The organism is Yunchengibacter salinarum (assembly GCF_037658235.1).
Classification (GTDB): domain Bacteria; phylum Pseudomonadota; class Alphaproteobacteria; order Sphingomonadales; family Kordiimonadaceae; genus Yunchengibacter; species Yunchengibacter salinarum.
This window is the reverse complement of record NZ_JBBJLN010000001.1, coordinates 48,913-72,969: the sequence shown is the minus strand read 5'-3', so window position 1 is coordinate 72,969 and position 24,057 is coordinate 48,913. Positions and strand designations below refer to the sequence as shown.

The 24,057-nt window shown below is 65.6% G+C and carries 23 protein-coding genes; 12 read left to right on the top strand and 11 right to left on the bottom strand.

Going from position 1 to position 24,057, the window contains the following annotated elements; all coding sequences use genetic code 11:
* Positions 1–20 precede the first annotated feature (20 nt).
* Together WGH93_RS00350 and WGH93_RS00345 are read right to left on the bottom strand one after the other, a co-directional pair.
* The gene (locus tag WGH93_RS00350) at positions 21–797 is read right to left on the bottom strand and encodes a slipin family protein (RefSeq protein ID WP_374762851.1); all 777 of its coding nucleotides are present in this window, start codon (positions 795–797) and stop codon (positions 21–23) included.
* 3 nt (positions 798–800) lie between these two features.
* Positions 801–2,189 (bottom strand): NfeD family protein, encoded by a 1,389-nt coding sequence (locus WGH93_RS00345; RefSeq protein WP_374762850.1) that lies wholly within the window; start codon positions 2,187–2,189, stop codon positions 801–803.
* A 583-nt stretch (positions 2,190–2,772) separates the two neighbouring features.
* Between WGH93_RS00345 and WGH93_RS00340 the strand changes: the two genes are divergently transcribed.
* Positions 2,773–4,857, top strand: a complete 2,085-nt coding sequence (locus WGH93_RS00340; protein WP_374763209.1) for a M13 family metallopeptidase — start codon at positions 2,773–2,775, stop codon at positions 4,855–4,857.
* A gap of 118 nt (positions 4,858–4,975) precedes the next feature.
* Here WGH93_RS00340 and WGH93_RS00335 read toward each other — a convergent pair whose 3' ends face one another.
* Positions 4,976–5,188, bottom strand: a complete 213-nt coding sequence (locus WGH93_RS00335; RefSeq protein ID WP_374762849.1) for a DUF3126 family protein — start codon at positions 5,186–5,188, stop codon at positions 4,976–4,978.
* A gap of 202 nt (positions 5,189–5,390) precedes the next feature.
* On the opposite strand from WGH93_RS00335, the gene WGH93_RS00330 reads away from it, so the two are divergent.
* The gene (locus WGH93_RS00330; protein WP_374762848.1) at positions 5,391–5,843 is read left to right on the top strand and encodes a hypothetical protein; all 453 of its coding nucleotides are present in this window, start codon (positions 5,391–5,393) and stop codon (positions 5,841–5,843) included.
* A 12-nt stretch (positions 5,844–5,855) separates the two neighbouring features.
* Here the strand turns inward: WGH93_RS00330 and WGH93_RS00325 are convergent, their stop codons facing one another.
* A complete protein-coding gene (locus WGH93_RS00325; RefSeq protein ID WP_374762847.1) occupies positions 5,856–7,991 on the bottom strand; it encodes an HD-GYP domain-containing protein in 2,136 nt (711 codons plus the stop codon).
* Positions 7,992–8,169: 178 nt separating this feature from the next.
* Here WGH93_RS00325 and WGH93_RS00320 point away from each other — a divergent pair, with 178 nt between their 5' ends.
* Entirely contained in the window at positions 8,170–8,856 is a 687-nt protein-coding gene (locus WGH93_RS00320; protein WP_374762846.1) for a transglutaminase-like cysteine peptidase, read from the top strand.
* A gap of 104 nt (positions 8,857–8,960) precedes the next feature.
* Positions 8,961–10,280, top strand: coding sequence for a YuxH family protein (locus tag WGH93_RS00315; protein WP_374762845.1), 1,320 nt, complete (start codon positions 8,961–8,963; stop codon positions 10,278–10,280).
* A gap of 43 nt (positions 10,281–10,323) precedes the next feature.
* On the opposite strand, the gene WGH93_RS00310 is transcribed toward WGH93_RS00315, so the two are convergent.
* The 4 genes from WGH93_RS00310 to WGH93_RS00295 are packed head-to-tail and all read right to left on the bottom strand — an operon-like array spanning position 10,324 to position 13,900.
* Positions 10,324–10,878: an ActR/PrrA/RegA family redox response regulator transcription factor gene (locus WGH93_RS00310; protein WP_374762844.1), complete on the bottom strand. Its 555-nt coding sequence runs from the start codon at positions 10,876–10,878 to the stop codon at positions 10,324–10,326.
* Complete coding sequence (locus tag WGH93_RS00305; RefSeq protein WP_374762843.1) at positions 10,871–12,280, bottom strand: ActS/PrrB/RegB family redox-sensitive histidine kinase; 1,410 nt, start codon at positions 12,278–12,280, stop codon at positions 10,871–10,873. Before WGH93_RS00305 ends, WGH93_RS00310 begins: the two co-directional genes overlap by 8 nt.
* Positions 12,277–13,278, bottom strand: a complete 1,002-nt coding sequence (locus WGH93_RS00300; protein ID WP_374762842.1) for a hypothetical protein — start codon at positions 13,276–13,278, stop codon at positions 12,277–12,279. Before WGH93_RS00300 ends, WGH93_RS00305 begins: the two co-directional genes overlap by 4 nt.
* A 37-nt stretch (positions 13,279–13,315) precedes the next feature.
* Complete coding sequence (locus WGH93_RS00295) at positions 13,316–13,900, bottom strand: ankyrin repeat domain-containing protein (RefSeq protein WP_374762841.1); 585 nt, start codon at positions 13,898–13,900, stop codon at positions 13,316–13,318.
* Between the two features lie 335 nt (positions 13,901–14,235).
* Here WGH93_RS00295 and WGH93_RS00290 point away from each other — a divergent pair, with 335 nt between their 5' ends.
* The 3 genes from WGH93_RS00290 to WGH93_RS00280 are packed head-to-tail and all read left to right on the top strand — an operon-like array spanning position 14,236 to position 16,045.
* On the top strand, positions 14,236–14,850 hold the full coding sequence (locus WGH93_RS00290; protein ID WP_374762840.1) for an SCO family protein: 615 nt from the start codon (positions 14,236–14,238) through the stop codon (positions 14,848–14,850).
* A gap of 42 nt (positions 14,851–14,892) precedes the next feature.
* Entirely contained in the window at positions 14,893–15,336 is a 444-nt protein-coding gene (locus WGH93_RS00285; RefSeq protein ID WP_374762839.1) for a YcgN family cysteine cluster protein, read from the top strand.
* Positions 15,329–16,045, top strand: coding sequence for a M48 family metallopeptidase (locus tag WGH93_RS00280; RefSeq protein ID WP_374762838.1), 717 nt, complete (start codon positions 15,329–15,331; stop codon positions 16,043–16,045). Before WGH93_RS00285 ends, WGH93_RS00280 begins: the two co-directional genes overlap by 8 nt.
* Before the next feature lie 238 nt (positions 16,046–16,283).
* Here the strand turns inward: WGH93_RS00280 and WGH93_RS00275 are convergent, their stop codons facing one another.
* The gene (locus WGH93_RS00275; protein ID WP_374762837.1) at positions 16,284–17,246 is read right to left on the bottom strand and encodes a methyl-accepting chemotaxis protein; all 963 of its coding nucleotides are present in this window, start codon (positions 17,244–17,246) and stop codon (positions 16,284–16,286) included.
* 97 nt (positions 17,247–17,343) lie between these two features.
* Complete coding sequence (locus tag WGH93_RS00270; protein ID WP_374762836.1) at positions 17,344–19,092, bottom strand: transglycosylase domain-containing protein; 1,749 nt, start codon at positions 19,090–19,092, stop codon at positions 17,344–17,346.
* A 370-nt stretch (positions 19,093–19,462) separates the two neighbouring features.
* Here WGH93_RS00270 and WGH93_RS00265 point away from each other — a divergent pair, with 370 nt between their 5' ends.
* Positions 19,463–20,080 (top strand): TetR/AcrR family transcriptional regulator, encoded by a 618-nt coding sequence (locus tag WGH93_RS00265; RefSeq protein WP_374762835.1) that lies wholly within the window; start codon positions 19,463–19,465, stop codon positions 20,078–20,080.
* A 154-nt stretch (positions 20,081–20,234) separates the two neighbouring features.
* Positions 20,235–20,801 carry a NifU family protein gene (locus WGH93_RS00260; RefSeq protein ID WP_374762834.1) on the top strand — a complete coding sequence of 189 codons (567 nt, stop codon included), beginning with the start codon at positions 20,235–20,237 and terminating at the stop codon, positions 20,799–20,801.
* 77 nt (positions 20,802–20,878) lie between these two features.
* Here WGH93_RS00260 and WGH93_RS00255 read toward each other — a convergent pair whose 3' ends face one another.
* Positions 20,879–21,997 (bottom strand): polysaccharide deacetylase family protein, encoded by a 1,119-nt coding sequence (locus WGH93_RS00255; protein WP_374762833.1) that lies wholly within the window; start codon positions 21,995–21,997, stop codon positions 20,879–20,881.
* Between the two features lie 158 nt (positions 21,998–22,155).
* On the opposite strand from WGH93_RS00255, the gene WGH93_RS00250 reads away from it, so the two are divergent.
* From WGH93_RS00250 to WGH93_RS00240, 3 genes are read left to right on the top strand one after another with little or no spacing between them, the layout of a single operon-like run.
* A complete protein-coding gene (locus WGH93_RS00250) occupies positions 22,156–22,764 on the top strand; it encodes a malonic semialdehyde reductase (RefSeq protein ID WP_374762832.1) in 609 nt (202 codons plus the stop codon).
* A 37-nt stretch (positions 22,765–22,801) separates the two neighbouring features.
* Positions 22,802–23,509 (top strand): tRNA (adenosine(37)-N6)-threonylcarbamoyltransferase complex dimerization subunit type 1 TsaB, encoded by a 708-nt coding sequence (gene tsaB / locus WGH93_RS00245; RefSeq protein ID WP_374762831.1) that lies wholly within the window; start codon positions 22,802–22,804, stop codon positions 23,507–23,509.
* Positions 23,509–24,030 (top strand): GNAT family N-acetyltransferase, encoded by a 522-nt coding sequence (locus tag WGH93_RS00240; RefSeq protein WP_374762830.1) that lies wholly within the window; start codon positions 23,509–23,511, stop codon positions 24,028–24,030. Before tsaB ends, WGH93_RS00240 begins: the two co-directional genes overlap by 1 nt.
* Positions 24,031–24,057 lie beyond the last annotated feature (27 nt).

The window sequence follows — 24,057 nt, the reverse complement described above, 5'->3', positions numbered from 1 at the left end:
CGTGCCCTGCCGGGGCCGGGTCATTCTTTATTGTCCCCTGTGTTCACCGCCAGATTTTCCAGCTTGTCCAGCAGGTTCACCGGCATGGGGAAGACCACGGTGTGGCTCTTGTCGCTGGCGATGTCCTGAAGGCTGGTCAGATAGCGTATCTGCATGGCGCCCTTCTGCTCCGACAGGACGCCCGCGGCCTCGGCGATCTTGGCGGCGGCCTGGGCTTCGCCCATGGCGGTGATCACCTTGGCGCGGCGGATGCGCTCGGCCTCCGCCTCCTTGGCGATGGCGCGGATCATGCTCTGGTCCAGGTCCACATGCTTCAGTTCCACATTGGATACCTTGATGCCCCATGCGTCCGTCTGCTTGTCCAGAATGCGTTGAATGTCGGCGTTCAGTTCGTCCCGCTTGGCCAGCATGTCATCCAGCGTGTGCTGGCCCAGCACGGAGCGTAGCGTGGTCTGGGCAAGCTGACTGGTGGCATAGTGGTAATTCTCCACCTCGATGATGGCTTTTTCGGAATCCACCACCCGGTAATACAGCACCGCATTCACATGCACCGACACATTGTCCTGGCTGATCACGTCCTGTTCGGGCACGTCCAGCACGGTGGTGCGCAGGTCCACCTTCACCATTTTCTGGATGATCGGGATGATGATGATCAGGCCCGGCCCCTTCACCTTCCAGAAGCGACCGAGCTGAAAGACCACGCCGCGTTCGTATTCGCGCAGAATCCGCAGCATGGACAGCAGCAGACCGCCGATCAGTATGACGGCGAGCAGGGTGGGGGACAGGGAAAACGGCATGGCTCAGGTCTCCTTTCGAGGGTCGGGGGTGTCCTTGGATGCCTGCTTCCAGGGGGTCACTCTCAGCACCAGGCCCCGGCGCTCCGTTATGCGCACGCTGTCGCCGGGGGACAGCTCCGCCGGGCCGGTGGCGGACCAGTTCTCGCCGCGCACATGGACCGTGCCCGTTCCGTCATCGTTCCAGTGTTCCACCGTGGCGCGGCGGTCCAGCAGGGCTTCCCCGCCGGCGGTGATGGGGCGGCGCCAGGCGCGCACGGCCAGCGATACCACCAGCAGGCTGCTTGCCGCGGCCACCAGTGCCGCGCTGCCGATCAGCCAATAGGACAGGGCAAAGCCGGGCGCGTTGGTATCCATCAGCAGGATGGAGCCCAGCACGAAAGCCACAATGCCGCCAATGGCCAGCACACCAAGGGACGTGACCACCGCTTCCAGCGCCATCAGCGCGATGCCCAGCAATATCAGCCCGGCGCCCGCCACATTGATGGGCAGCATTTGAAACGCATAGAGCGCCAGCAGCAGCGCCACGCCCCCGGCCACACCGGGAAAGATCATGCCCGGATTGGAAAATTCCAGAAACAGCCCGTAAATGCCAACCAGCATCAGCAGATAGGCCACATTGGGATTGGTGACAAAGGCCAGCAGATCATCGCGCCAGGTGGGGGCGGCGGTGCTGACGGGGCCGGAGGTGTCAAGCCGCACGGCCCGCCCCTTGCCGTTTGCGCCCAGCGTGATGGTGCGCCCGTTCAGCGCCGCCAGCAGGGACGGCGTGTCCGCCGCCGTCAGGGCCACCACGCCTTTTTCCATGGCTTCATGGGTGTTCAGGCTCAACGCTTCCGTTACGAAGCGCTCCGCCAGCGGGGCCGGGCGCCCGCGTGCGCGGGCCAGCCCCCGCATGGTGGCGGCGGCATCGTTCATCACCTTGTCCGGCAGGTCGGGCCTGGCGGCCTTGCCCGATGTGTCGTCGGCCTCGTCATCGCCCGTGCCACCCCCGCCGCTGCCCACGGCCACGGGGGCCGCCGCCCCGATGGTGGTGTTGGGGGCCATGGCCGCCATATGGGTCGCCATCAGGATGAAGGTGCCCGCGCTGGCGGCACGACCGCCGGGGGGCGCCACATGGCCGATCACCGGCTTGGTGCTGTTCAGCACGGCCTGCACGATGGCGCGCATGGGCTCCATCAGGCCGCCGGGGGTGTCCAACCGCAGAATGACCGTGCCGATTGCCGGGTCCGCTTCCGCCGCTTTCAGGGCGCGGATCACAAAGGCGGCCCGCCCCGGCCCGATCGGCCCGTCAATGGCGATCAGGCGTACGCCGGGGGCGGTGCTGGCAAGGTCGGCTTGTTGGGGGGCGTTTCGGGATTGTTCGCCGGAAGGCCGGTCATTCTGTGCAGCCATAACCGAGGCCGGCGCCTGAAACCAAAGTGCCAGGCCCAGCAGGCAAGCGGTGATGATTCGGGACAGCTTAACCATTTGTTCAGTTTATCACGGTTGATGTGGCCATCATACCAATTAGGCAGTGCACCTGTTCAGCGCCCTTATTTCCCACCCGCACCGGCGCTTGCCCCTACCGCCATCCCGCCCCTGCGCGGGATGAGCGGAGGGCGCGACCGCGCCCCGCCGCCTATGCGGCGCCCTCGCGGAGCCGGGCGCGTAGCGCCAAGGCGTGAGCGGAAAGGGCTCTCTACCGCCATCCCGCCCCTGCGCGGGATGAGCGGAGGGCGCGACCGCGCCCCGCCGCTAGTGCGGCGCCCTCGCGGAGCCGGGCGCGTAGCGCCAAGGCGTGAGCGGAAACAAAGCCCCCACCTTAAACCAAAGGAACATGGACAGAATAAACCGTCGTATTATGCTGGCGCATGGTGGGCGGTGTGCGTCGTGGCCGGAAGGCGGCGTTGGCACCCCCCTTTTCGGAGGAGACAAGGGAGCGATGAACATGACATATGGGACACTGCGTGCCTGGCGCCTGGCTGGCGTGTCGGCCATGGCGCTGATGGTGGCGGCCTGCGGCCAGTCCGACGATGGGGCGGACGGCAAGGCAGCCGACAAGGCCGACCAGACACAGACGGAGCAGGAGGCGGCATCCCGGCCCACGGGCCCGGAACTGGGCGACTGGGGGGTCGAAACCGATGCCATGAAGCCGGACGTGGATGCGGGCGATGACTTCTTCCGCCATGTGAACGGATCATGGCTGGACGAGTATGAGCTGAAGGCGGACGAGGTGCGCTATGGCTCCTTCATCAAGCTGCGCGATCGCAGCGAGGAGCGGGTGCGCGCCATCATCCGGGATCTGGCGGAGGCCGAGCCGGAAAAAGGCACGATCGAGCAGAAAGTGGGCGATTATTACGCCAGCTTCATGGATGTGGAGGCGTTGAACGAAAAGGGCATGGCGCCGATCCAGCCCATTCTGGATCAGTTCCGCGCCATTCAGAACCGCGAGGATCTGGTTAGCGCCTTCGCCAAAACCGGCCTGCACGAGACCACGGCGCCCATTGATGTGTCGCTGTCTATCGACCGCAAGGACCCGGATCAGTACCGGCTGAGCATTGTTCATTCGGGGCTGGGGCTGCCCAACCGGGATTATTATCTGGAAGACACGGAGCGTTTCACCAGGATTCGCGGGTCCTATGAGTCGCATATTGCTGAAATGCTCGGTTTTGCGGGCGTGGAGAAAGAAGCCGCCGCCAAGGCCGCCAAGGACATTCTGGCGCTGGAGACGCGGATCGCGGAACATCACTGGCCGGTGGAAAAGCGGCGCAACCGGGATCTGACCTACAACCCCTACAGCGTGGAAAAGCTGACCAGCGAATTCCCGGATTATGACTGGAACCTGCTGTTTTCCAGCATGGGTATCGAAGAACTGGAGGAAGTGAACGTCTCCACACCCAGCGCGATCGGCCCGCTGATCGACGTGATCGGTGAGACGGATCTGGCAACCTTCAAGGCCTATCTGATGTATCATGCCATCAGCGGCAATGCCGCCCTGCTGCCGGAAGAGGTGGACAAGGCGAACTTCGCCTTCCGGGGCAAGGTGCTCTCTGGCCGCGAGGAACAGCGGGAGCGCTGGAAGCGGGCGGTCAATCTGGTGGGCAGCCGCGACGGTCTGGGCGAGGCGCTGGGCCAGATTTATGTGGATCGCCATTTCCCGCCCGACTCCAAGCAGCAGATGGAATCGCTGGTGGAAAATTTGCGGGTGGCTCTGCGCCAGCGTGTGGAGCGTCTGGACTGGATGGGCGAGGACACCAAGGAAGAGGCGTTCGAAAAGCTGGAAGCCTTCAATCCCAAGATCGGCTACCCGGACAAGTGGCGCGGTTTCGATGATGTGCAGATCGATCCCGATGACCTGTTCGGCAATGTGCTGGCCGTGCGTTCCTATTGGGAGCGGGAGGACATCGAACGCCTGGGCGAAAAGACCGACCGGGACGAATGGTTCATGACCCCGCAGACGGTCAACGCCTATTATAACCCGTCCTTCAACGAGATCGTTTTCCCCGCCGCCATTCTGCAACCGCCCTTTTTCGACCCGGAAGCGGACCCGGCGGTGAACTATGGCGCCATCGGGGCGGTGATCGGGCACGAAATGGGCCATGGCTTTGACGATCAGGGCTCCAAGTCCGATGCAAAGGGCGTGCAGCGCAACTGGTGGACAGAGGCCGACCGTGAGCGGTTCGAGAAGCGCACACAGGCCCTGGTGGACCAGTACGACTCCTATGAGCCGATCGAGGGCGAGACGGTCAATGGCCGCTTCACCCTGGGCGAGAACATCGGCGATCTGGGCGGGCTTTCCATGGCCTATCACGCCTACAAGCTGTCGCTTGGGGACGAGGAGGCACCGGTGATTGACGGCTTTACCGGGGACCAGCGTTTCTTCATGGCCTGGGCCCAGGTGTGGCGCGGCAAGAACCGGGAGCAGTACATGTTGCGCCGCCTGAAGTCGGACCCGCACAGCCCGGAAGAGTTCCGCGTCAATGGCGTGGTGCGCAACATGGATGCCTGGTACACGGCCTTTGACGTGGACAAGGACGACGACCTGTATCTGGCGCCGGAAGAACGGGTCAGCATCTGGTAAGGGCAGCGTTCAGGCCCGAACGACAAAGCCCCCGTCGCACTGTGCGGCGGGGGCTTTCTGTTTCACATGATGGCGCCCTGATGATCCGCTGGCGGCCCGAAAGGGCCCCGCGCGGGTGCTAGAGATCCAGGTCTTCTTCTATGATGGCCATGTGGAACTGATAGGACAATTCGCCCTCATCCTCATCCTCATAGATTACGCCAATGAATTCGCCGTTCAGGGTCACTTCCACCGAATCGTCCGTCTTGGGCCGATAGATCAGTTTCAGCGACGGCGCACCGAATTTGTTCTGCAAATAAGCCTGAAGCTTTTCCACCGTTTGGGATTTCACTGGTACCGCCTCCTGAATCGCGTGACTGCTGCCCCTGCTGTGTATCGGACGCGCCCGGTCAGTTCAAAGGAAAAAGCGGCAAAAGGGTGATGCGGGCGGGGTGTCAGCGCGCCAGGGGGGTGCTGGCGGCCTTTCGGCGGAATAAAGCCTTGGCGGGACCGCACCCGGTTGATAGCGTTTGTCTGTAAGGAAAGGATGGGTCGTGGTGGATGCGGAAGACGATCTGACAGCACATTACAAAAGCTGGATGGGTGACACGGTGGCCGAGCTGGCCACCCTGCGGGATGCCTGTGCCAGCGCCGGCGACACGCTGGATGAGGAGACGGCCCGCCGTATTTACGAATTGTCCCACAACATCAAGGGGCTGAGCGGTTCATTCGGCTATGGCCTGATGACCGGTGTGGGCACCAGCCTGTGCCGCTATTTCAAGCATCACAAGGCGCCCGGCAGCGGCAATCCGGTGGGGACGGACCCGGCGCTGGTGGATTCCCACCTGAAGGCGTTTCAGGTGATCTGGGAAAATGACATCACCGGGGACGGCGGTGAAAAGGGCGAGGCCCTGATTGCCCGCCTGGCGGGCAAGGTGGATGCTGCGCTCGCCGATGCGGACAGGGGCGACGACGAAGGCGACGATACCGACGTCTCCATGGTCTGACGGGCGGGCGCCTCAGTCGTCCGGGCTGTCCGTGTTGTGGCTGGCATGGGGCAGGGTGAAATCGGCCCAGCGATCCCGGCCACCGCGATTTTCCAGCACATTCTGCAAGGCTGCCACGACCCGGCGTTCAAAGGTCTGCCCCGCCTGCTGGCCCAGGGTATCCAGCGCGTCGTCAAAGCTCATGCCGGTGCGGTGCGCGCGGGCGGAGACCATGCCCACAAAAGCGTTGGCCACCGCCAGCACGCGGGCTTCCGGGGCGATGGCTTCCCCGCTCAGGCCATTGGGGCCGCCGCTGCCGTCCCAGCGTTCATGCAGTTCCGCCAGGGCGCGGGCCACCGGCCCCGGAAAATCGATCCCGGTCACCAGCTCGGCGCCTTTCTGCATACAGTCCCGCACATGGTGCAGCTCGTCTTCGCTGAGCGGGCTTTCCTTCACCAGCAGGTCGCGCGGGACGAATATCTTGCCCAGATTGACCAGTTGACCCGCAGTGGCCACCGTATCCGCCGCGCCCGCGCGCCAGGACAGTTCCCCGGCGATGGCCCGGGCCACGATGGCCACGCGGTTCGAATGGTCGCGGCTCCACGGATCGCGGCTGTCGATGATCCGTGTCAGGGTCGCCACCACCTGATGCAGCAGGCGTTCGCTGCGCTCATTGGCGGTGATCAGGTCGGTGATGTCTTCCATCACGATCAGGGCGCTGGCTTCATGGCCGAAGGACTTTTCCAGCGGCAGGGCGTGGGCCCGCAAACGCCGGTTCCCGTTTTCATGGGGCAGGCTGATCCGGTCTTCCACCCGGCGCCCCCCGGCGGCGGTCTGCACCGCTGATTTCAGGGTGATCGCCAGATCGCGTTCAAAGGCGTTGGACAGCCGACGGTTCTGCAATTCTTCAGGCGTGAAGCCGGTCAGGTCGCCCATGCCGCGATTGGCGAAACGCACGGTCATGGTCTCGTCCACGGCTGCGATGGCGGTGGGCTGGGCGTCGCTCACCGCCTGAAGAAATTTGGACAGGGAATCCGCGCGTTCCCGCTCCGCCGCCTGTTGGCCCAGCGCGGTCATCAGGCGCCGGGATACCGCCGTGCGCCAGACCAGCACCAGCGCGCCCAGCACCACCAGCCCGGCCAGCCCCAGCGTGATGATCAGGCTGTTGCGGCGGCTGTCGATATGGGCCAGGGCCTCGCTGGCGTCGATGGTGCGCACCAGAACCCAGGGCACCGGGGCGGGCAGGGTGCGCCCGGTGACCAGTACGTCGTCCCCTTCATAATTTTTGCGGGTGGCAAAACCGCCGGGCGTCTCCACGGCGAAGGCCGCCGCCGGGTCCGTTTGCGCTTCGCCCAGCCGTCCGCCGCCGTCCAGCCGGGTGATGGCGCGTACCTTGCTGCCGTCCCCGCTTTTGCGCATGACCACATAGGTTTCCGCCGTGCTGCTGAGGGAGCCGGGCTGCACCAGCGTTTCGCGGAACCGGGCGCCGAGCGGCCTGGCGCCGATGACCCAGGCGCGGCGGGCTGATTCGTTGCCGTTGCCGGGCGTGCCCTCATTGGCGCCGAGGGGGGCACCGAACAACACCAGAGGCGTGCCATCGGGCATCACCGGGCCCAGCGTGATGAAGCCGGATGTGGTGCGCGGCCAGGAATCCGCGGGGATTTCCGGCATACCGGACGTGGCCACCAGCGGCGTGCCTTCCCCGGTGACAAGTGCGATACCGGCGCGCTGAGGGCGGGCCACATTGGCCTTGACCTGATCGGTGGCGCGGTCTTCGTGAAAGCCGCCCCGATCCGCTTCCGCCGAGATCAGGGAAAAGATATAGCCGCGCTGCGCTTCCGCCCCGGCACTGTCATTGAGCGCGTGGGTGGCATAAAGCTGGAGCGAGGCATCGCCCGCCAGCCCTTCAATGGTGGACAGGTGCCGGTTGAGCCAGGCGCCCGCCGCATCCGCGCGGCTTTCCGCCACCAGATTGAGCCTGTCCCGCCATGATTTCAGGTCGCTCTGGCGCTGGTCCTCGGCAAAGGACAGGATCAGCCATCCCCCGAAGGCCAGGAACAGCACCACCGCCCCCAGCGCCACCAGGCCGCGCCTGCGGCCCTCGGTCACGCGGGTCGAGCGGGAGGGAGTGTCATGCCTGGCCTGCGCCGTCTTGCCGGAATCCGTCATCTGGGGGACATCCCTTATCTGATCCTGGTGCCGGGCCTTGCCTCGGCGGAGTACCATGGTTAAATCTGCCATATGGGCCGGTATGCGCCATCTGGCGGACGCCCCAAGGTGATCTTTTTCGGCTTAAGGAACAAGTGTGCAAAAGACAAGCGCCTCCTGTTGCCCGGAGTATCGGTTCATGGCGGTTTCAAAGGCACGGCTTTTAGGGGTGGTGCTGATCCTGCTGGGCATGGCGGTGGCCCCGGCGGGCGTTTCGGTGGCGGCGGACGGCCTGTTCGGCAGCCGCGAAATCCGCAATACGGACATGAAAGCCTTTACCCAGTGGACGGAAATGTGGCGCCGCTTCAATCTCAAGCGTCAATCCCGGCCCGACCCGCCGGACTGTGACGGTGATGCCGCCCCCGGCGGCGACGCGCGGGTGGCCTGCAAGCGCCAGAACTGGGAGGACTTCATCGAGGCCCACAAGGGAGCGGACAGGGCCGAGATGCTGTCCCTGGTCAATCGCTTCATGAATCAGGCGCCCTATATCGTGGACCCGGTGAACTGGGGCATACCCGATTACTGGGCCACGCCGCGGGAATTCTTCCTGAAGGACGGCGACTGCGAGGATTACGCCATCAGCAAATATATCACGCTGAAGCGGCTGGGCGTGCCGGCGGACACCATGCGCCTTGTGGTGTTGCAGGATGAAAACCTGAACGCCGCCCACGCGGTGCTGGCCGTGCGCCATGAAGGGCAGGAATATATTCTGGACAATCAGGTGGATCAGGTGGTGGCGGATGATGACATCCTGCACTATCGCCCGGTCTATTCCATCAATGAAAGCGCCTGGTGGCTGCATCAGCGCAAAAGCTTTGGGCGCTGACCGTCCGGGTCGGGATTTTTCCGTCATGCCCCGCTGTTCCCGCCGTCTTGCACTTTGTGGCGCGGGCCGTCATTCTGGCGGCAGGACGGGCTTGAGGGTGGCGCATGGAGAGCATTGAGGATCTACAGGGATTTATCCGTCTGGCCAAGCGGTCGCCTCAGGGCCGTTATGTGCTGCATATTCGCATGTCCGCGCTGGAGCGCCCGTTCCGGGACAGCTATTACCGCCGGGCCGTGGGGGCGGCGCTCAGGCCGCTTCGGGACAAGCACGGCGGCAAGGTGATCCGGCTGGTGGATGGCGAGATCATTGTCGCCACGCGCGGGCTTGGCCTTGGCGTGATCGAGCCGCACATCGCCCGCGTGCGCCGGGAATTGTCCGACAGCGGCGTGATCCGGGCCCTGAAGCCGGTGCCCGGCATGTCCGACGCCTTCATCGAATGGTATGATCTGGAAAACGATTTCGACCGCTTCAAGCGGGAAATGGAAAGCCTGATCACCCGCGTGGTGGAAGGGCGCCCCGCCAGCCCGACCGCCGCGGGCACGCGCCCCCCGCCTGTCACCGAAACCACGGACCCGGAGGGGCGGCGGCACAAGACCATCGACTTTCGCGCCATTGTGCGGGAGCACCGTCAGCCACAGGAACATGTGCGCGATGTGGATGCCGAGACCTTCGCCCGCATGGTCAAGGGGCTGGAAGGCACGGACCTGAGCGGCCTGATGGTGCGCCAGACCGTGATGGGCATGGTGGCGGGGGATGATCAAGCGCCGGTGGATCAGGTGCCACAGGCCCCCGTGCTGATGCATCTGGACCTGCCCATGGAGCCCGCCTTTCAGCAATTGCTGAAAAAGGGGCGGTTCGCGGTCAATCCGTGGTTTCGCGGTTATTTGCAGGATACCCTGTCGGAACGGCTGCTGGCCGGGGAGCCCGATGTGCAAAACCGGGATAGCCTGGCCACCATGGTGCGCACCACCTCGTTCGGCGTGCTGTCGGATGTGTTCGCCCGATTCGATCATGGGTTGGGGTCTTGGCCCCGATCCAAGGTGATATTGGAATTTCCCGCCATCGATCTGCAAAGTAACCCGGCCCAGTGCGCGCTGGCCTTTGAGGAAGCGCGGGAGCGCGGTTTCAGGCTGGCGCTGGCCGGGCTCGATCCGCAAAGCCTGCTGTGGCCTGATCTGAAACTTCTCGGCCTTGACTTCATCAAGCTCAGATGCCCGGCGGAGCCGGTGGTGATGTGGCTGGATGAAGCGGTGCGCCAGCGGCTGAAAACGCTGCTGTCCCGCTGGGGCGCGGCCCGCACCATTCTGGACCGGGTGGACGATGGCCACACCCTGGCCGAAGGGCGCAAGCTGGGCTTTTCCCTGTTTCAGGGGGATGCCGTTTCCCCCGCCGTGCCGCTGGCCGAGGCGCTGGCGAAGGGCTAGATGTTGGCCGCGTGGTGCGGCGCTCCCCAGGCCCGATGCGGCCTTATTGCGGGGAGCGCTTGGCCAGGATTCGTTGCAGTGTCCGACGGTGCATGTTCAGCCGCCGCGCCGTTTCCGACACATTACGCTCGCACAGTTCATAGACACGCTGGATGTGTTCCCATTTCACCCGCTCGGCGGACATGGGATTTTCTGGCGGCGGGGTTTTCTGCCCGGCGCCCGTAACCAGCGCGGCGGCGATCTCGTCCGGCTCGGCGGGTTTGGCCATATAATCCACCGCGCCTGCCTTCACCGCGGCCACGGCACTGGCGATATTGCCATAGCCGGTCAGGATCACGATGCGGATGTCCGGCATCAGGGCGCGCAGTTCCTCCACCATGTCCAGGCCGTTGCCGTCTTCCAGCCGCATGTCGATCACCGCATAGGCGGGCTTGTGGGTCCGGGCCATGGCCAGCCCTTCTTCCACGCCCGCGGCGGATATCACATCGAAGCCGCGCCGCTGCATGGTCAGGCCGAGGCGCTGACGGAATGCCTGATCATCCTCCACCACCAGCAGGGTGCCGCCGGTAAAATCGTCAAGGGGGTTGGTTTCACTCATCGGTTTCTTCCTTATCGCCTGTGCCGGTTCGATGCGTTGCCGGTGGGGCGGCCTTTTGTGGCTCCTGCCGGGGCGCGATCAGGTCGGCCCGCTGCCAGGCCACCCGCACCTGAGCGCCGCCACCGGGGGCGCGTTCAAACCGCACCTTGCCGCCGGTGCGCTCCAGCAGGGTCTTGGCGATGAACAGGCCAAGCCCCAGACCGCCTGTTTCGCCGTGCGCGCCTTCCCGATGACTGACATAGGGCTCGCCGAGCTGGCGGACAATCGTTGGGTCGAAGCCCGGCCCGTCATCGGATATGCGCAGGTCCACCCGGTCGCCCGCCATTCCCATTTCAATATCGACCCGGCTTGCCGCGAAGCTCACGGCGTTTTCCACGATATTGCGCAGGGCGTGAATCTGTTCGGATCGGCGCAGAACCGCCATGCCGCGGGCCTGGGGATCGCCGCCATAATGCAGGGTGACACCGGCGTGCTCCAGCGGGGCGCCAGCTTCCCGCACCAGCGTTTCCAGCGATATATGGCGGAAATGATCCTCGCTGCCGGTGCGCCCCTGCTGGCTGATCCGGGTCAGAATGTCGCGGCAGCGCCGGGTCTGCTGGGCGATCAGGTCCAGATCGGGCAGCGCTTGCGCGGCAAAGGCATCGTTGCTGTCCCTGGCGGCATCCCTCAGGTCGCTGACGGTCATGGTGATGGTGCCCAGCGGTGTGCCCAGTTCATGGGCGGCGGCGGCGGCCAGTGCCCCCAGCGCGGACAGTTGCTGTTCCCGTTCCAGCGCGATCTGTGTGGCGGACAGGGCGCGTGCCCGGTGGCGCCCTTCGCGGCCCACGCGCGCAGTATAGGCGGCCAGAAACACCATGGCAAAGGCGAGCCCCACCCATAATCCCACCAGATAAAGCCGGGGAATATCCGGTGGCGGGCCGTCCCAGGGCAGGGGAAAAGGCGTAAAGGCCATGCAGGTCAGCAATATCAGGCTGAGCAGGACCAGCAGAATGGTGGAGCGCCGCCCCAGCATGGAGGCGGATACACTGGTGGGCGCCAGAAGCAGAACGGCAAACGGGTTGGCCAGCCCGCCGGTGAGATAGACCAGCGCCGCCAGATGCAGCAGATCGAAGCCCAGTTGCAGCGTGGCGTTCAGTTCCGTCAGGCGGCTATTGCGGGGCAGGCGTACATGCAGCACCAGATTGAGCAGGGCGGACAGCGCCACCAGCGGCAGGGTCAGATCCAGCCGCACATGGAAGCCCAGCCCGTAACTGACGAACAGCAGGCTGAGCGCCTGGCCCGCCACGGCCACCCAGCGAATGGACACGAGCGTACCGGCCCGCACGCCGCCGCCCTGGGGCAGATCGGGATGAAGCAGATTGATATGCGCGTCGGCTTCACCGGGGCTCGGTGGCAGGCTCATGGCGTTCCCCCCAGAAGATGCAGCAGCACACCCACCAGTGCCAGCAGAATCAGCAGGCCGGCGACCAGTATCAGATAAAGCGCCCGGCTCATATCCAGTGGGGCGGGGCGGGCGCGCCCGTCCGGCGGGCCGAGCCACCGGCCACCGGGGCGGTTGTCCGGGTCGCTGTGCAGGTTAAGCCCCAGCGCGAAGGCCAGCGTGGCGGCGGGGATCAGGCGGGCGGGCAGGCCAGCGCCGAACGGGGACAGGCCGCGCCATGCCTGCCCGGCGCGCGCGCCCGGCACCAGCAGCGCCGCCAGCGCCATCAGCAGCGCGGCCAGCGCCGCCCCCGGCAGGGCCAGCGCCTGTTGCAGGGCCAGCGGCACAAGATAGAAAGGGCTGGCGGGCGGTGTCATTCCCTTGGGCGCGCCTGCTTCCACCAGCATGGTGAGAAAACGATGGACCAGCACCAGCGCCATGCCCCCCAGCATCAGCAGCACAAGCACGGTCACCAGGCCGTCGGCAAAGCGCACCGCCAGCCGTTCCAGCGCAAAGCGGGACGCGCCGAAGCGCCCGTTTCCGTCCGCGCCGGGCCGGATGCGCCCCAGCCGATCCGGCATGGCGCTGATCAAGTCCACCAGCGCCCGCTGTTCCATCAGCCGGGCCAGCAACAGCACGGTGATCAGCGTGCCAAGGCCGCCATCCAGCGCGATCAGGTCCACACCGCGCCCGATCACCACCAGTATCGGGGTGAAGGCCATCACCACCAGGGCACCGCGCATGGCGCGCGCAAAGCGGGATCGGCGTTCGCGGTCCAGCCGGGGCACCAGCCACTGGCCGAGTCGCAACAATATGCGATCCGGGCCGGGCAGGCGGCCCAGAAGGGTGCGGCTGCCCAGCAGGGCATCCAGCAGCAGGGCGATTCCCGCCAGAATCAGCCAGTGGGCGGGTGCATCACCCGGCAGGGGAGTCGCCAGCAGGCGGCCAAAATCCGGCAGATGGGCCAGCGCGCCGGTCACGGCACCAGGGGGGCGGTATGGGCGGGCACAGCCATGATCAGTAGGCGCCCGCTTCTTCCAGCATCCGCACCATGCGACGGCTGCGGCTCATGCGGGCATACTGAAGCGCGGATCGGCCCGTCATGTCCTGCACATTGGGGTCGGCGTCGTGTTCCAGCAGGAATTCGGCGGTGCGGAATTTGCGGCTGCGCACCGCTTTCATCAGGGCGGTTTCCAGCCCCGCATCCACGGCGTTCACATCCGCCCCGTGTTCAAGCAGCAGCTTCATCATTTCGATGTCACCGGCCACGGCGCGGCGCATCAGGGCCGTCTGGCCCCGTTCCTCCCCCTTCATGTCGGGGTCGGCGCCGTTTTCCAGCAACAGCTTGACCATGGGCAGATAGCCGCCGTCCGCGGCGATCAATATGGCGGGAATGCCGCTCTGCCGTCGGCGGGTATTGGGGGAAACGCCCTTGCGCATGAGGGAGCGCACTTCCTCCATGTCCTGATCTTCCACCGCATTGAGCAGCTTGAACTGGTTGGATTGCTGGGCCGATGCCGCGCCCGACAGGGCGATGATGCCGACCATCAGGGACAGCGACAGGACTATCTTAAGGGACAGGGCCGACAGGGATACGCGCATGGTTGCCTTTCGCTCCTTCTTGTGGTTGGCCGCTTGGGGACCATTCGGCCACCGTGACTAGCATGAAGTGGTCCGGCCCGCCAGATGGTTGCCGGACGGTTGACCCAGATGGTTGACCGTGGCGGTCCCCGGCCCACCCGTTGCCCCGTGATGCGCCCATTGGTGAGCGCCGTGGTGCGCGCGCGGCCTGCGTGATGATCGCGCAGGGGGCGATCATAGGGCGGCCAGTGGGTGACAGCACCGCCGCGCCCCCTTATATAGCGGGGAGAAAGGCGTTGCCCAAGACGGGATCGAGTCCGTCTCCCGGTCGCGCCACTGCATATCAGGAGGTGAGCATGGCACGGTTTCGGCTGATTTTATGGGCGCTGGTGGCGCTGGCACTGGCGGGTGTGGCGGCCCTTGCCCTGCTGGGGCCGGGCGGGCAGAACCGGCCCGCCGACACCGGCGGCGGTGGCGGCCCCGGCGGGCCGTTCACCCTGACCGCCCATACCGGCGAGGACATGAGCACCACGGCCTTTGCGGGTCAGTACCGGTTGATCTATTTCGGCTACAGCTTCTGCCCGGACGTGTGCCCCACGGAACTGGCCAAGATGACCGGTGCGCTGAAGGACTTGAAGGAAGACGGCCTGCCCACGGAAAAGGTCAAACCGGTCTTTGTCACCATTGATCCCGCCCGCGACACGGTGGCGGCCCTGGCCGACTATGTGCCCCTGTTCCATGACCGGCTGGTGGGCATGACCGGCTCGGAGCAGGAAATCGCCGAGGTGGCGAAGCTTTACCGGGTGTATTATCGCAAGGTGGACGATGACAGCGCCGGGGACTATCTGATGGATCATTCCAGCGTGATTTTCCTGATGAACCCGGACGGCAGCTATCGCCGCATCTTCACCGGCGATGACAGCAAGCAGGTGATCGCGGACGCGCTGCGGCCCCTGCTGGCCGGTTCCTGACATGCGGCCCGCTGCGCGAGCCCGCACGGGAAAGGGGGGCTTTTGACCTTCTGGAAAGAAAAAAGCCTGCACCAGATGAGCGAGTCGGAGTGGGAATCGCTCTGTGACGGCTGCGGCAAGTGCTGTCTGCACAAATTGCAGGACGAGGACACGGAGGAGGTGTTCTTCTCCGATGTGGGCTGCCGGATGCTCGACCCGAACGGCGGCGGCTGCACCCGCTATGCCGATCGCCGGCGCTGGGTGGCCAGTTGTGTCAAGCTGTCGCCGGACCTGGCGGAAAGCCTGCAATGGTTGCCGCGAAGCTGCGCCTATCGTCGCCTGGCGGAAGGGCGTGGCCTGGCGGACTGGCATCCGCTGGTATCCGGCGACCCGGACAGCGTGCACCGGGCGGGCATGTCGGTGAAGGGGCGCATCGTGGATGAGCGCGTTGCCGGTGCGATCGAGGATCACGTGGTTTCCTGGCCCGACCGGGACAGCGATGACTGAGGCCGCACCGCCGCCGGATGGGGTGGCGCTCACCCTGGCCGATGGCCGGTCGGTCACGGTGGCCTGCCGCCCCAATCCCAGAGCCCGACGGATGACCCTGCGTGTGCGGGACGACGGGTCCGTGCGGGTGACGCTGCCCCCCGGCGTGCCGGAGCGGGAGGCCGTGCGCTTTGTGCAGCGGGAGGAAGCCTTCGTGGCGGCGCGCCTTGCCGCGCTGGATGCGGCGCGCATCGGCGATGGCGGCCTGTGCCCGGTGCGGGGGGAGCGGCTGCGGCTCACCTTCACCGACGGCCCGCCCCGCCGTGTCTGGCGGGAAGGCGATGCCCTGATGGTGGGCGGCCCGCGCGACATGGCGCCCCGGCGGCTGGAAAGCTGGCTGAAGGCCGAGGCACGCCACGATCTGGCGCCGCTGGTGCAGGATCATGCCGCCGCGCTGGGCGTGGCCGCGCCCCGGCTGTCCATCGGCGATATGCGCAGCCGCTGGGGCAGTTGTTCCAGCCGGGGCGCGGTGCGGTTTTCCTTTCGGCTGGTGATGGCGCCGCCCGGCGTGCTGGCTTATGTGGCGGCCCATGAAATGGCCCATATGGTGGAGATGAACCATTCCCCCGCCTTCTGGGCCGAGGTGGCGCGACTCATGCCCCGGTATCCCCGCCACAAAGACTGGTTGCGCCGCCACGGGGCAGCGCTGATGCGTGTTCACTTCGCATGAAGCCGCTATAAATGATGTCACGCCAGCGTGCCAGGAACGCGGCTCCAAATGGGCGCCCGCCGGACTTCCGGCAGGGGTGGCGACGGTACAATGATCGATTTGATATCATGCCGGTGGGGTGTGCATCCTGCCCGTAAACGCGCGTACACCCGGCTGTAAGACGCGGTTTGCAGAAAGGGCCGACCCCTTGGAGTCAGCCCTTTTCCGTGGCATTGCCGATGGGGCGTGCGTGCCCGTCTTAACCTTTGGTGGATTTTCTGGCTTCTTCCACTTTCTGGTTCAGCGTGGCGCTGTCTTCCTTCAGCTTTTCCAGGTGGCGGGTGGTCTTTTCCGTACCCCTGCCGATGTCGGCAATGGTGCTGGTGACCTCTTCGGTGTTGCTGGATACCTCGCCCACATTGCGCGCGATTTCGGCGCTGGATGCGTCTTGTTCCTCCACCGCCGAGGCGATCGAGGTCACGGTGCTCTCAATCCCGGCGATGATGTCCCGGATGCCGTCGATCGCCTTCACCGTGGTGTCCGTGGCGGTTTGCATGTCGGCAACCTGCTTGGAAATGTCGTCGGTGGCCTTGGCGGTCTGGTTGGCCAGGTTTTTCACCTCGCTGGCCACCACGGCGAAGCCCTTGCCCGCGTCCCCGGCCCGCGCCGCCTCAATGGTGGCGTTAAGGGCGAGAAGGTTGGTCTGGTCCGCGATGTCCTTGATCAGTTGCACCACGTCGCCGATCCGGTTGGAAGCCTTCACCAGTTGGGAAATGTCTTCCCGCGCGGATTCGGACTGGCTCACCGCATTACGCGCCGACTCGGCGCTTTCCGATGTCTGGTGGGCCACTTCCCGTACCGATGACGACAGCTCCTGTGCGGCGGCTGATACGGTCTGGATGTTTTCGCTGGCCTGCGCGGCCACGCGGGCCACATCGGCCAGTTGCGTATCGGTGCTGCCCGCCGTTTCGCGGGCCTCGTCAGCGGTTTTGTCCAGGGTGGCGGCGGTGCGGGCCACGTCTTCCAGCAGCCGGTTCATGGTTTTCTCGAACTCGGCGGCTTTGGATTTCAGTGTGTCGTGCTCCCGGCCAGCCTGGTCCAGGCGCCCGGCGGCCCGTTCGATCAGGGGGCGGACATCACCGTCCAGCCCGTAGGTGTCGGGTGTCCGGCCATCGGCCAGATCCTTCAGGGCCTGGATCAGGCGTTCGTTGGTGTCGCTCATAAGATGGGTCCTCGGAAAAACAGTATCTCGCTACGGCTCGGCCAGAATGGCCGTGGATGGGGCGCAGAATGGCAAGTCAGAGCGGCGCAGGCAACGCTTATTCGCGTTCGTCCCCCCGATAGCGTGACATATCCGCCAGCAGCGGGCGCACCGGATGCCCGGCATGGGCTTCCAGATTGAAATCCCGGAAGATGCGGGCGGGGGTGCCGCCGCCGGTGACACCCGGCATGGCGGTGCCGTCGTCATGCCCCACCCAGACCGCGGTGACCAGATCGCTGGTGAAGCCCACGAACACGCCGTCGCGGCTGTCCTGGCTGGTGCCCGTCTTGCCCGCCACCGGGCGATCCAGCGCGGCCGCCTTGCCGCTGCCCCAGGACACCACAGCGCTCAGCATGTCGGTGATGGTGCGCACATGGGGCCGCGCCAGCACCGGTTCCGTCCGGCCAAGGCCGCGCCGGTACAGCACCTGGCCTTCCATGCTGGTGATTTCCACGATGCCATAGGGCTCGGCCCGGATGCCGCCGCTGGCCACACTGGCATAGGCCCCCGCCAGATCGATCAGCCGCACTTCTTCCGTGCCAAGCGGCAGGCTGGGCAGGGGGGCTATGGGCGTGGTGATGCCAAGCCGCCGGGCCATGGCCGCCACTTTTTCCCGGCCCGCCTTTTCCGCCACCCGCACCGCCACCGTGTTGATGGATCGGGCGAAGGCTTCCCGCGCCGTCATGGCGCCGTCATGCTGGCCGCTATAGTTTTTCGGGGTCCAGCCGTCCACGGTCACTGGCGCATCGATGAAGCGGGCGTCGGCTGCCATGCCCTGTTCGATGGCGGCCAGATAGGCGAACAGCTTGAAGGCCGAGCCGGGCTGGCGCCGGGCCTGAGTGGCGCGGTTGAACTGGCTGCTTCCATAGCTGGCGCCCCCCGTCATGGCCTTGACCGCGCCGTCCGGCTCCATCGCCACCAGTGCCCCCTGGTGGCGCAATGTACCGTCTTCATTGGTGACCCCGCGTCGGATGGCCATATGGGCGGCGCGCTGGGCGGCGGGGTCCAGCGTGGTGAAGATGGTCAGGGATCGGCCTTTTTCCTCCGGCAGCATGGCGCGGGCGCGCGCCGTTACCCAGTCGGTGAAATAGCGCACATGGGCGCCCACCGGGTCTTTCAGGATGCGGGGCCGTTCGCTGGCGATCTTGTCCGCGGCGGCGCGGGTCAGCGCACCGGTCTCCACCATGGCGGACAGTACCAGCCTGGCCCGCTCCCACGCCCCGTCGGGATTGATGTGCGGGGCCAGGCTGGACGGCGCCTTCACAAGCCCTGCCAGCAGGGCGCTTTCCGCCACGGACAGGCGGGTGGCGCCGTGGCCGAAATATTTGCGGGCCGCCGCATCCACGCCATAAGCGCCGCCGCCGAAATAGACCCGGTTGAGATAAAGCGTGATCAGTTGTCGCTTGGTGAATTTCTGCTCCAGCCAGAAGGCCGTCAGCAGTTCCTGGGCCTTGCGCCGGAAGGTGCGCTGATGGGACAGGAACAGATTTTTGGCCAGTTGCTGGGTAAGCGTGCTGCCGCCCGCCCGCACGCTGCCGGCCCGGATATTGGCCACCATCGCCCGTAATACGCCGGTGATGGACACCCCCGGATGCTCGAAAAAGGCCCGGTCCTCCACCGCGACCAGGGCACGCACCAGCGCATCGGGCAGGGCCTCGAACGGAACCCAGTCCCCATAGCTGGGGCCGGTGCGCACCAGGGTGGCGCCGTTAGATGCCTTCACCAGCACAGAGGGGCGATCGGCGCCCGGCGCGGGCAGATTATCCAGATCCGGCATGTCGTGGGCCAGATAGCCCAGCGCGATCATCAATATGATGACAAGCCATACCCCGCCAACGGCGCCCCAGTAAAAAAGGCGCCTTAGCGGGCTCCTTGGCCGCTGCCCCGCCTTTTTTCGGGTTGGTTCGGGGGGCGGTTTTTGTGGGGCGGTTTTTGTGGGGCCGTTTTTTGGGGGGCGACGACGGGCCAGTGGGGATTCCTTTCGTTCTTGTTACGCGTTGCGTGCAGTGTTTTTCCGGGCCCTGACCGGCGCGGCACGGAGGCAGGCGCGATCCGGGCATCAAAAAATGGCGATTTCGGGCATATTTTTTCTTCTTTTGCCGTTCCCGGCCCTTTACGGTCAAGTGTGTCGGTCTTTCAGACCGTGTAGCTGACCGGAAGATGAGCCGATTGATCCCATGAGCCAGAATGCCCGCGAGACCGAAAGCCGTACCGCCCCAGCCGAGGGGGTGGGGCGCCGTGCGCAGGCCCGCTCCGGGCGGCATCGGCTGGCGGAATTGCTGACCCCGGTATTCTGCGAGCACGGCTATGAAGGGGCCAGTCTGGCCCGGCTTTCGGCGGCGGCGGGGCTGAAGAAGGCCAGCCTTTACCATCATTACCCAGATGGCAAGCGGGACATGGCGCGCCATGTGCTGGCCCATGCGGGGGCGCGGCTCAACACGCTGGTGCTGTTACCGCTGGATGATGGCGGCCCGGCGCAGGACCGCATCATACGCTCGATCGAAGGGGCGCGCACATATTATGGCGGCGATGTGCCGGTGTGCCTGATGAACACCCTGATGATGGGGGAAGGGCGCGCGCTCTTTGCGCCGGCGATCCGGGCCACTGTCGCGGCCTGGATCAGGGCGCTGACCGGCGCGCTGGTGGATGTGGGCCGCCCGGCGGAGCGCGCGCCGGAAGAAGCCCGCCGCGTGCTGGAACGGGTGCAGGGGGCGCTGGTGCTGTGCCGGGTGGAAGGCAGCCGCCGCCCGCTGGATGACACGCTGGACGATCTGAAGCGGCTGATCAGCCGCTAGGCGCGCGGGGCGGCTTTCGGCCTTGTCGCGCGGTGTTTGACCGGAAAACCCGTGCCCGTGCGGGATGCGGCCTGATCCCGTGGGCGGTTTTGCCTTGACGGCGCGGCCTCAAGACGCCACATCAGGGACAACACAAAACCGGAAGGATATGGTCATGTTTATTGAAACAGAACCCACACCCAACCCTGAAACCCTGAAATTCCTTCCCGGTCGTACCGTGATGGAAAAGGGCACACTGCATATTGAGCGGGCGGATGCCGCCGATGGCAGCCCGCTGGCGCAGGCGCTTTTTGGCGTGTCCGGCGTGGAAGGCGTTTTTCTGGGCGAGGATTTCGTATCCGTTACGAAAGCGGACAGCGCCGATTGGGACAGCCTGAAAGCCGATGTTCTGGCCGCCATGATGAGCTTTTTCGCGTCCGGCGCACCGGTGGTGCATGAAGGTGTGGTGGAAACGGGTGATACGGGCGGCTTCGATGATGACGAGGCGGATTCGGACATCATCGTCCAGATCCGCCAATTGCTGGATGAAAAGGTGCGCCCCGCCGTGGCCCAGGATGGCGGCGATGTGGTGTATCACGGCTTCAAGGAAGGCGTGGTCTATCTCAAGATGCAGGGCGCCTGTTCGGGCTGCCCGTCGTCCACGGCCACGCTTCAGCATGGCATTGCCAATCTGTTGAAATATTATGTGCCGGAAGTGACGGACGTGCGCCCGGTGGCCTGACGCAGGCCGGATCGACAGCGATTACAGGCACTGACTTTAAAGGGGCGCGCCGGTGGCACGTCCCTTTTTCGTGTGGGTCATTCCTCCGCGCCGGGGCGCAGGAACAGATGACCCTGCCAGTACCAGCGCCCGTTCCCGGCGTGGAGCGTGCAGTTGATCCGGTTGCGGCCTTTGGGAAAGGGCTTTTCGAAACGCACTTCCACCCGTTTGCCCGCCAGCACCGCCACTTCGGCCTTGCGGCCCAGATGGCTGGGGAAGCAGGCCATGTTTTCGATCCCGGCCACCTCGCGGGTCAGGGTAAAGCCATAGAGCGGCGGGTTGTCTTCCGCCTCCACGATCGGGCTTTGGGGGGTCACTTCGCTTACCGGCAGGGCGCGGGTGGTGCTGACCAGCTTGAAGCGATCCGCCCCGCCGTAATTTTCGTTCAGCGGAAAACGCGGCAGGGAAAAGCGGTCCCCGTCCACCGAAACGGCGCCGGAATACTGTGCGAAGGCGGCCTTGAACCCGGCCTCGATAATGGCTTCCCGCACCGGCAGGCTGTATTCGCCGAAAGGATAGCTGAACAGGTCGGGCACATGGCCCAGTTCCTCATCAAAGCGGCGGCTGGCCCGCCGCACGTCCGCCATGGCGGCTTTCACCCCGGCCTTGGGCATGTGCAGGTGAGAGGCGGTGTGATGGCCGATCACCACGCCGTCCTTTTCCAGGGTGCGGATGTTATCCCAGCTCAGATAGCTGGGCAGGCCCTGGTCCACCGGGTCCGTGGCCACGAACAGGGCGGTGGGGATGCCCGCTTTTTTCAGCCGGGGCCAGCCATGGGTCATGAAGCTTTTATAGGCGTCGTCCACCGTGATGGTGAGCGTTTTTTCGCCCACGGGTTCATTCGCGGCGACCCGATCCGCCAGGTCGGGCAGGGAAATGAAGTTGTATCCGCCGTCGCGCATCAATTCCATATGGGCGGCGAACTGATCCGCGGTGATATTGGTGCTGGCATAGCGTTCCTCGGCGAAACGGTGATAGAGCAGCACCACGGCGGATCGTTCCTCCGCGCGGGCACTGGGCGGGGTGAGCGCGTCCGGCAATTCCGGCAGCAGGGGCAGGATCAACCCTGTGGCCAGCAATGCGAGCACGCTGCCCATGCGCGCCCGTACAGAGCGGTTTGGGCGTGCCCGCGCGGGGCGGTTGGGGGCATATGCCATGTCAGAACCTTTCCATCATCCGTGACCGGTGAGAGTGCCCAAGCCGCGGCCTTCTGGCAAGGGGGTGGCGCGCGGGGGGCTGGTCAGGCGGGGATCTTCATGCCACATGAAGGGGCACACCCCGTCCTGACGGGGCCTGAACCCGGTAGGAGGATATCATGAGCGATTTGCTGCCGCACACCGAACCGCTGGATCAGCAGGCTTTCGATCAGCTTTTTTACGATGCCCGCACCGCCAATGTGTGGTCCGACACCCCGGTGGGGGAGGAAATGGTGCGCAAACTGTACGACGCGCTGCGCATGGGCCCCACCAGTGCCAATTGCTGCCCGGCGCGCTTCCTGTTCGTCATGAGCCGCGAGGGCAAGGAACAGCTCGCCGAGCATGTGATGGAAGGCAACCGCCCCAAGGTGACGCAAGCGCCCGTCTGCGTGGTGATCGGCACCGATATGGACTTTCCCGACAAGATGGACACGCTGTTTCCCCATAACCCGGACGCGAAGCACTGGTTCGACGATCCCGATGCACGGTTCGAGAACGGTTTTCGCAACGCCACCCTTCAGGGTGCCTATCTGATCATGGCGGCGCGGGCGCTGGGGCTTGATTGCGGCCCCATGTCCGGTTTCGACCAGAAGGGCGTGGACAAGGCGTTTTTCGCCGATACCAATATCCGCTCGAACTTCTTGTGTTCGATCGGCTATGCCACCACGGAAAAGGTGTTCCCGCGCAGCCCGCGCCTGCCCTTTGACGAAGCCTGCCGCATCCTGTAGCGGACCCGCGACCGCGCCATATGAAAACGAGACGCCCATGACCGCACGCCCGCACCGCCTGATACTGGCACTGGATACCAGCGGCCCGGCCTGTGCCGCGGCTCTGGTTGCGGTGGATGCCGACGGCGGCGGAACGGTGCTTGCCCACAGGGCGGATCGCATCGGGCGCGGCCATGGGGATCATCTGCTGCCAATGCTGGATGCCCTGATGGAACAGGCGGATACCGGCTTTGATGCCATGGACCGCCTGGCCGTGGTGACGGGGCCGGGCAGCTTCACCGGTGTGCGGGCGGCGCTGTCGGCGGCGCGGGGGCTGGCCCTGCCGCGCCGGTTGCCGGTGGTGGGGCTGAGCGGGCTGGCGCTGCTGGCCCTGTCCGCATATCGGGCCGCGCCCGATGCCCGGCATGTGCTGGCGTTGCTGCCGGGGCGTGGCGGGGATGTGTTCTGCCAGGCTTTCGATCCGCCCGATCAGCAGGGCGTGCCACGGCCCGCCGGCGCCGCGGCCAACAAGCCGGCCACGGACTGCGCTGTGGCTGCCAATGCCGCCGATCTGGTGGTGGGGCAGGGGGCGACACTGCTTTCCCGTGCGCCGGACAGGGATATGGACTGGCCCGATGTGCGGGCGCTTGCCCAGTGTGCCATGGCGCTGGACCCGGCGACCCACCCGGCAGAACCGCTATATGTGCGCCCGGCGGATGCGGCCCGTGCGCGGGCGGTGCTGCCCATTGCCCCGCGGAACGGCTGATGCGGGCCGGGCGGGGCGGCGCGCCCGTGGCGGTCTGGCGCTGGCGGGGGGATCGGCACGTGCTGACGGCTGCCGCCGGGCTGCACGCCGCCGCCTTCGATCCCACGCCCGAAACCCCCTGGTCGGCGTCGGCGCTGGCCCGTATCGCGGCCATGCCGGGCGGGGCGCTGTTTCTGACCGGCCCGGTTCGCGCGCCCGTGGGGCTGTGCCTGGTGCAGGGCATTCAGCCGGAGACGGACCTTGTTACCCTGGCCGTGGCGCCCGATGCACAGGGGCATGGTGTTGCCCGTGCCTTGCTGCGGCAGGTGGCGGCACGCCTTGATGGCGTCCATGCCATGATGATCGAGGTGCGCGAAAGCAACAGCCCGGCCCGCGCGCTCTATGCGCGACTTGGCGCCACCCCGGTTGGAGAGCGCCCAAATTATTATCGGACCAGTTGTGGAGGCACCGAAAAAGCCATCCTGTTGCGTTGGGATTTCGACGAGGGCAAGCAACCCGACAGTAAAAAGCCCAATGGATAGAAAAAGATTTAACTATCTGTTTACTTG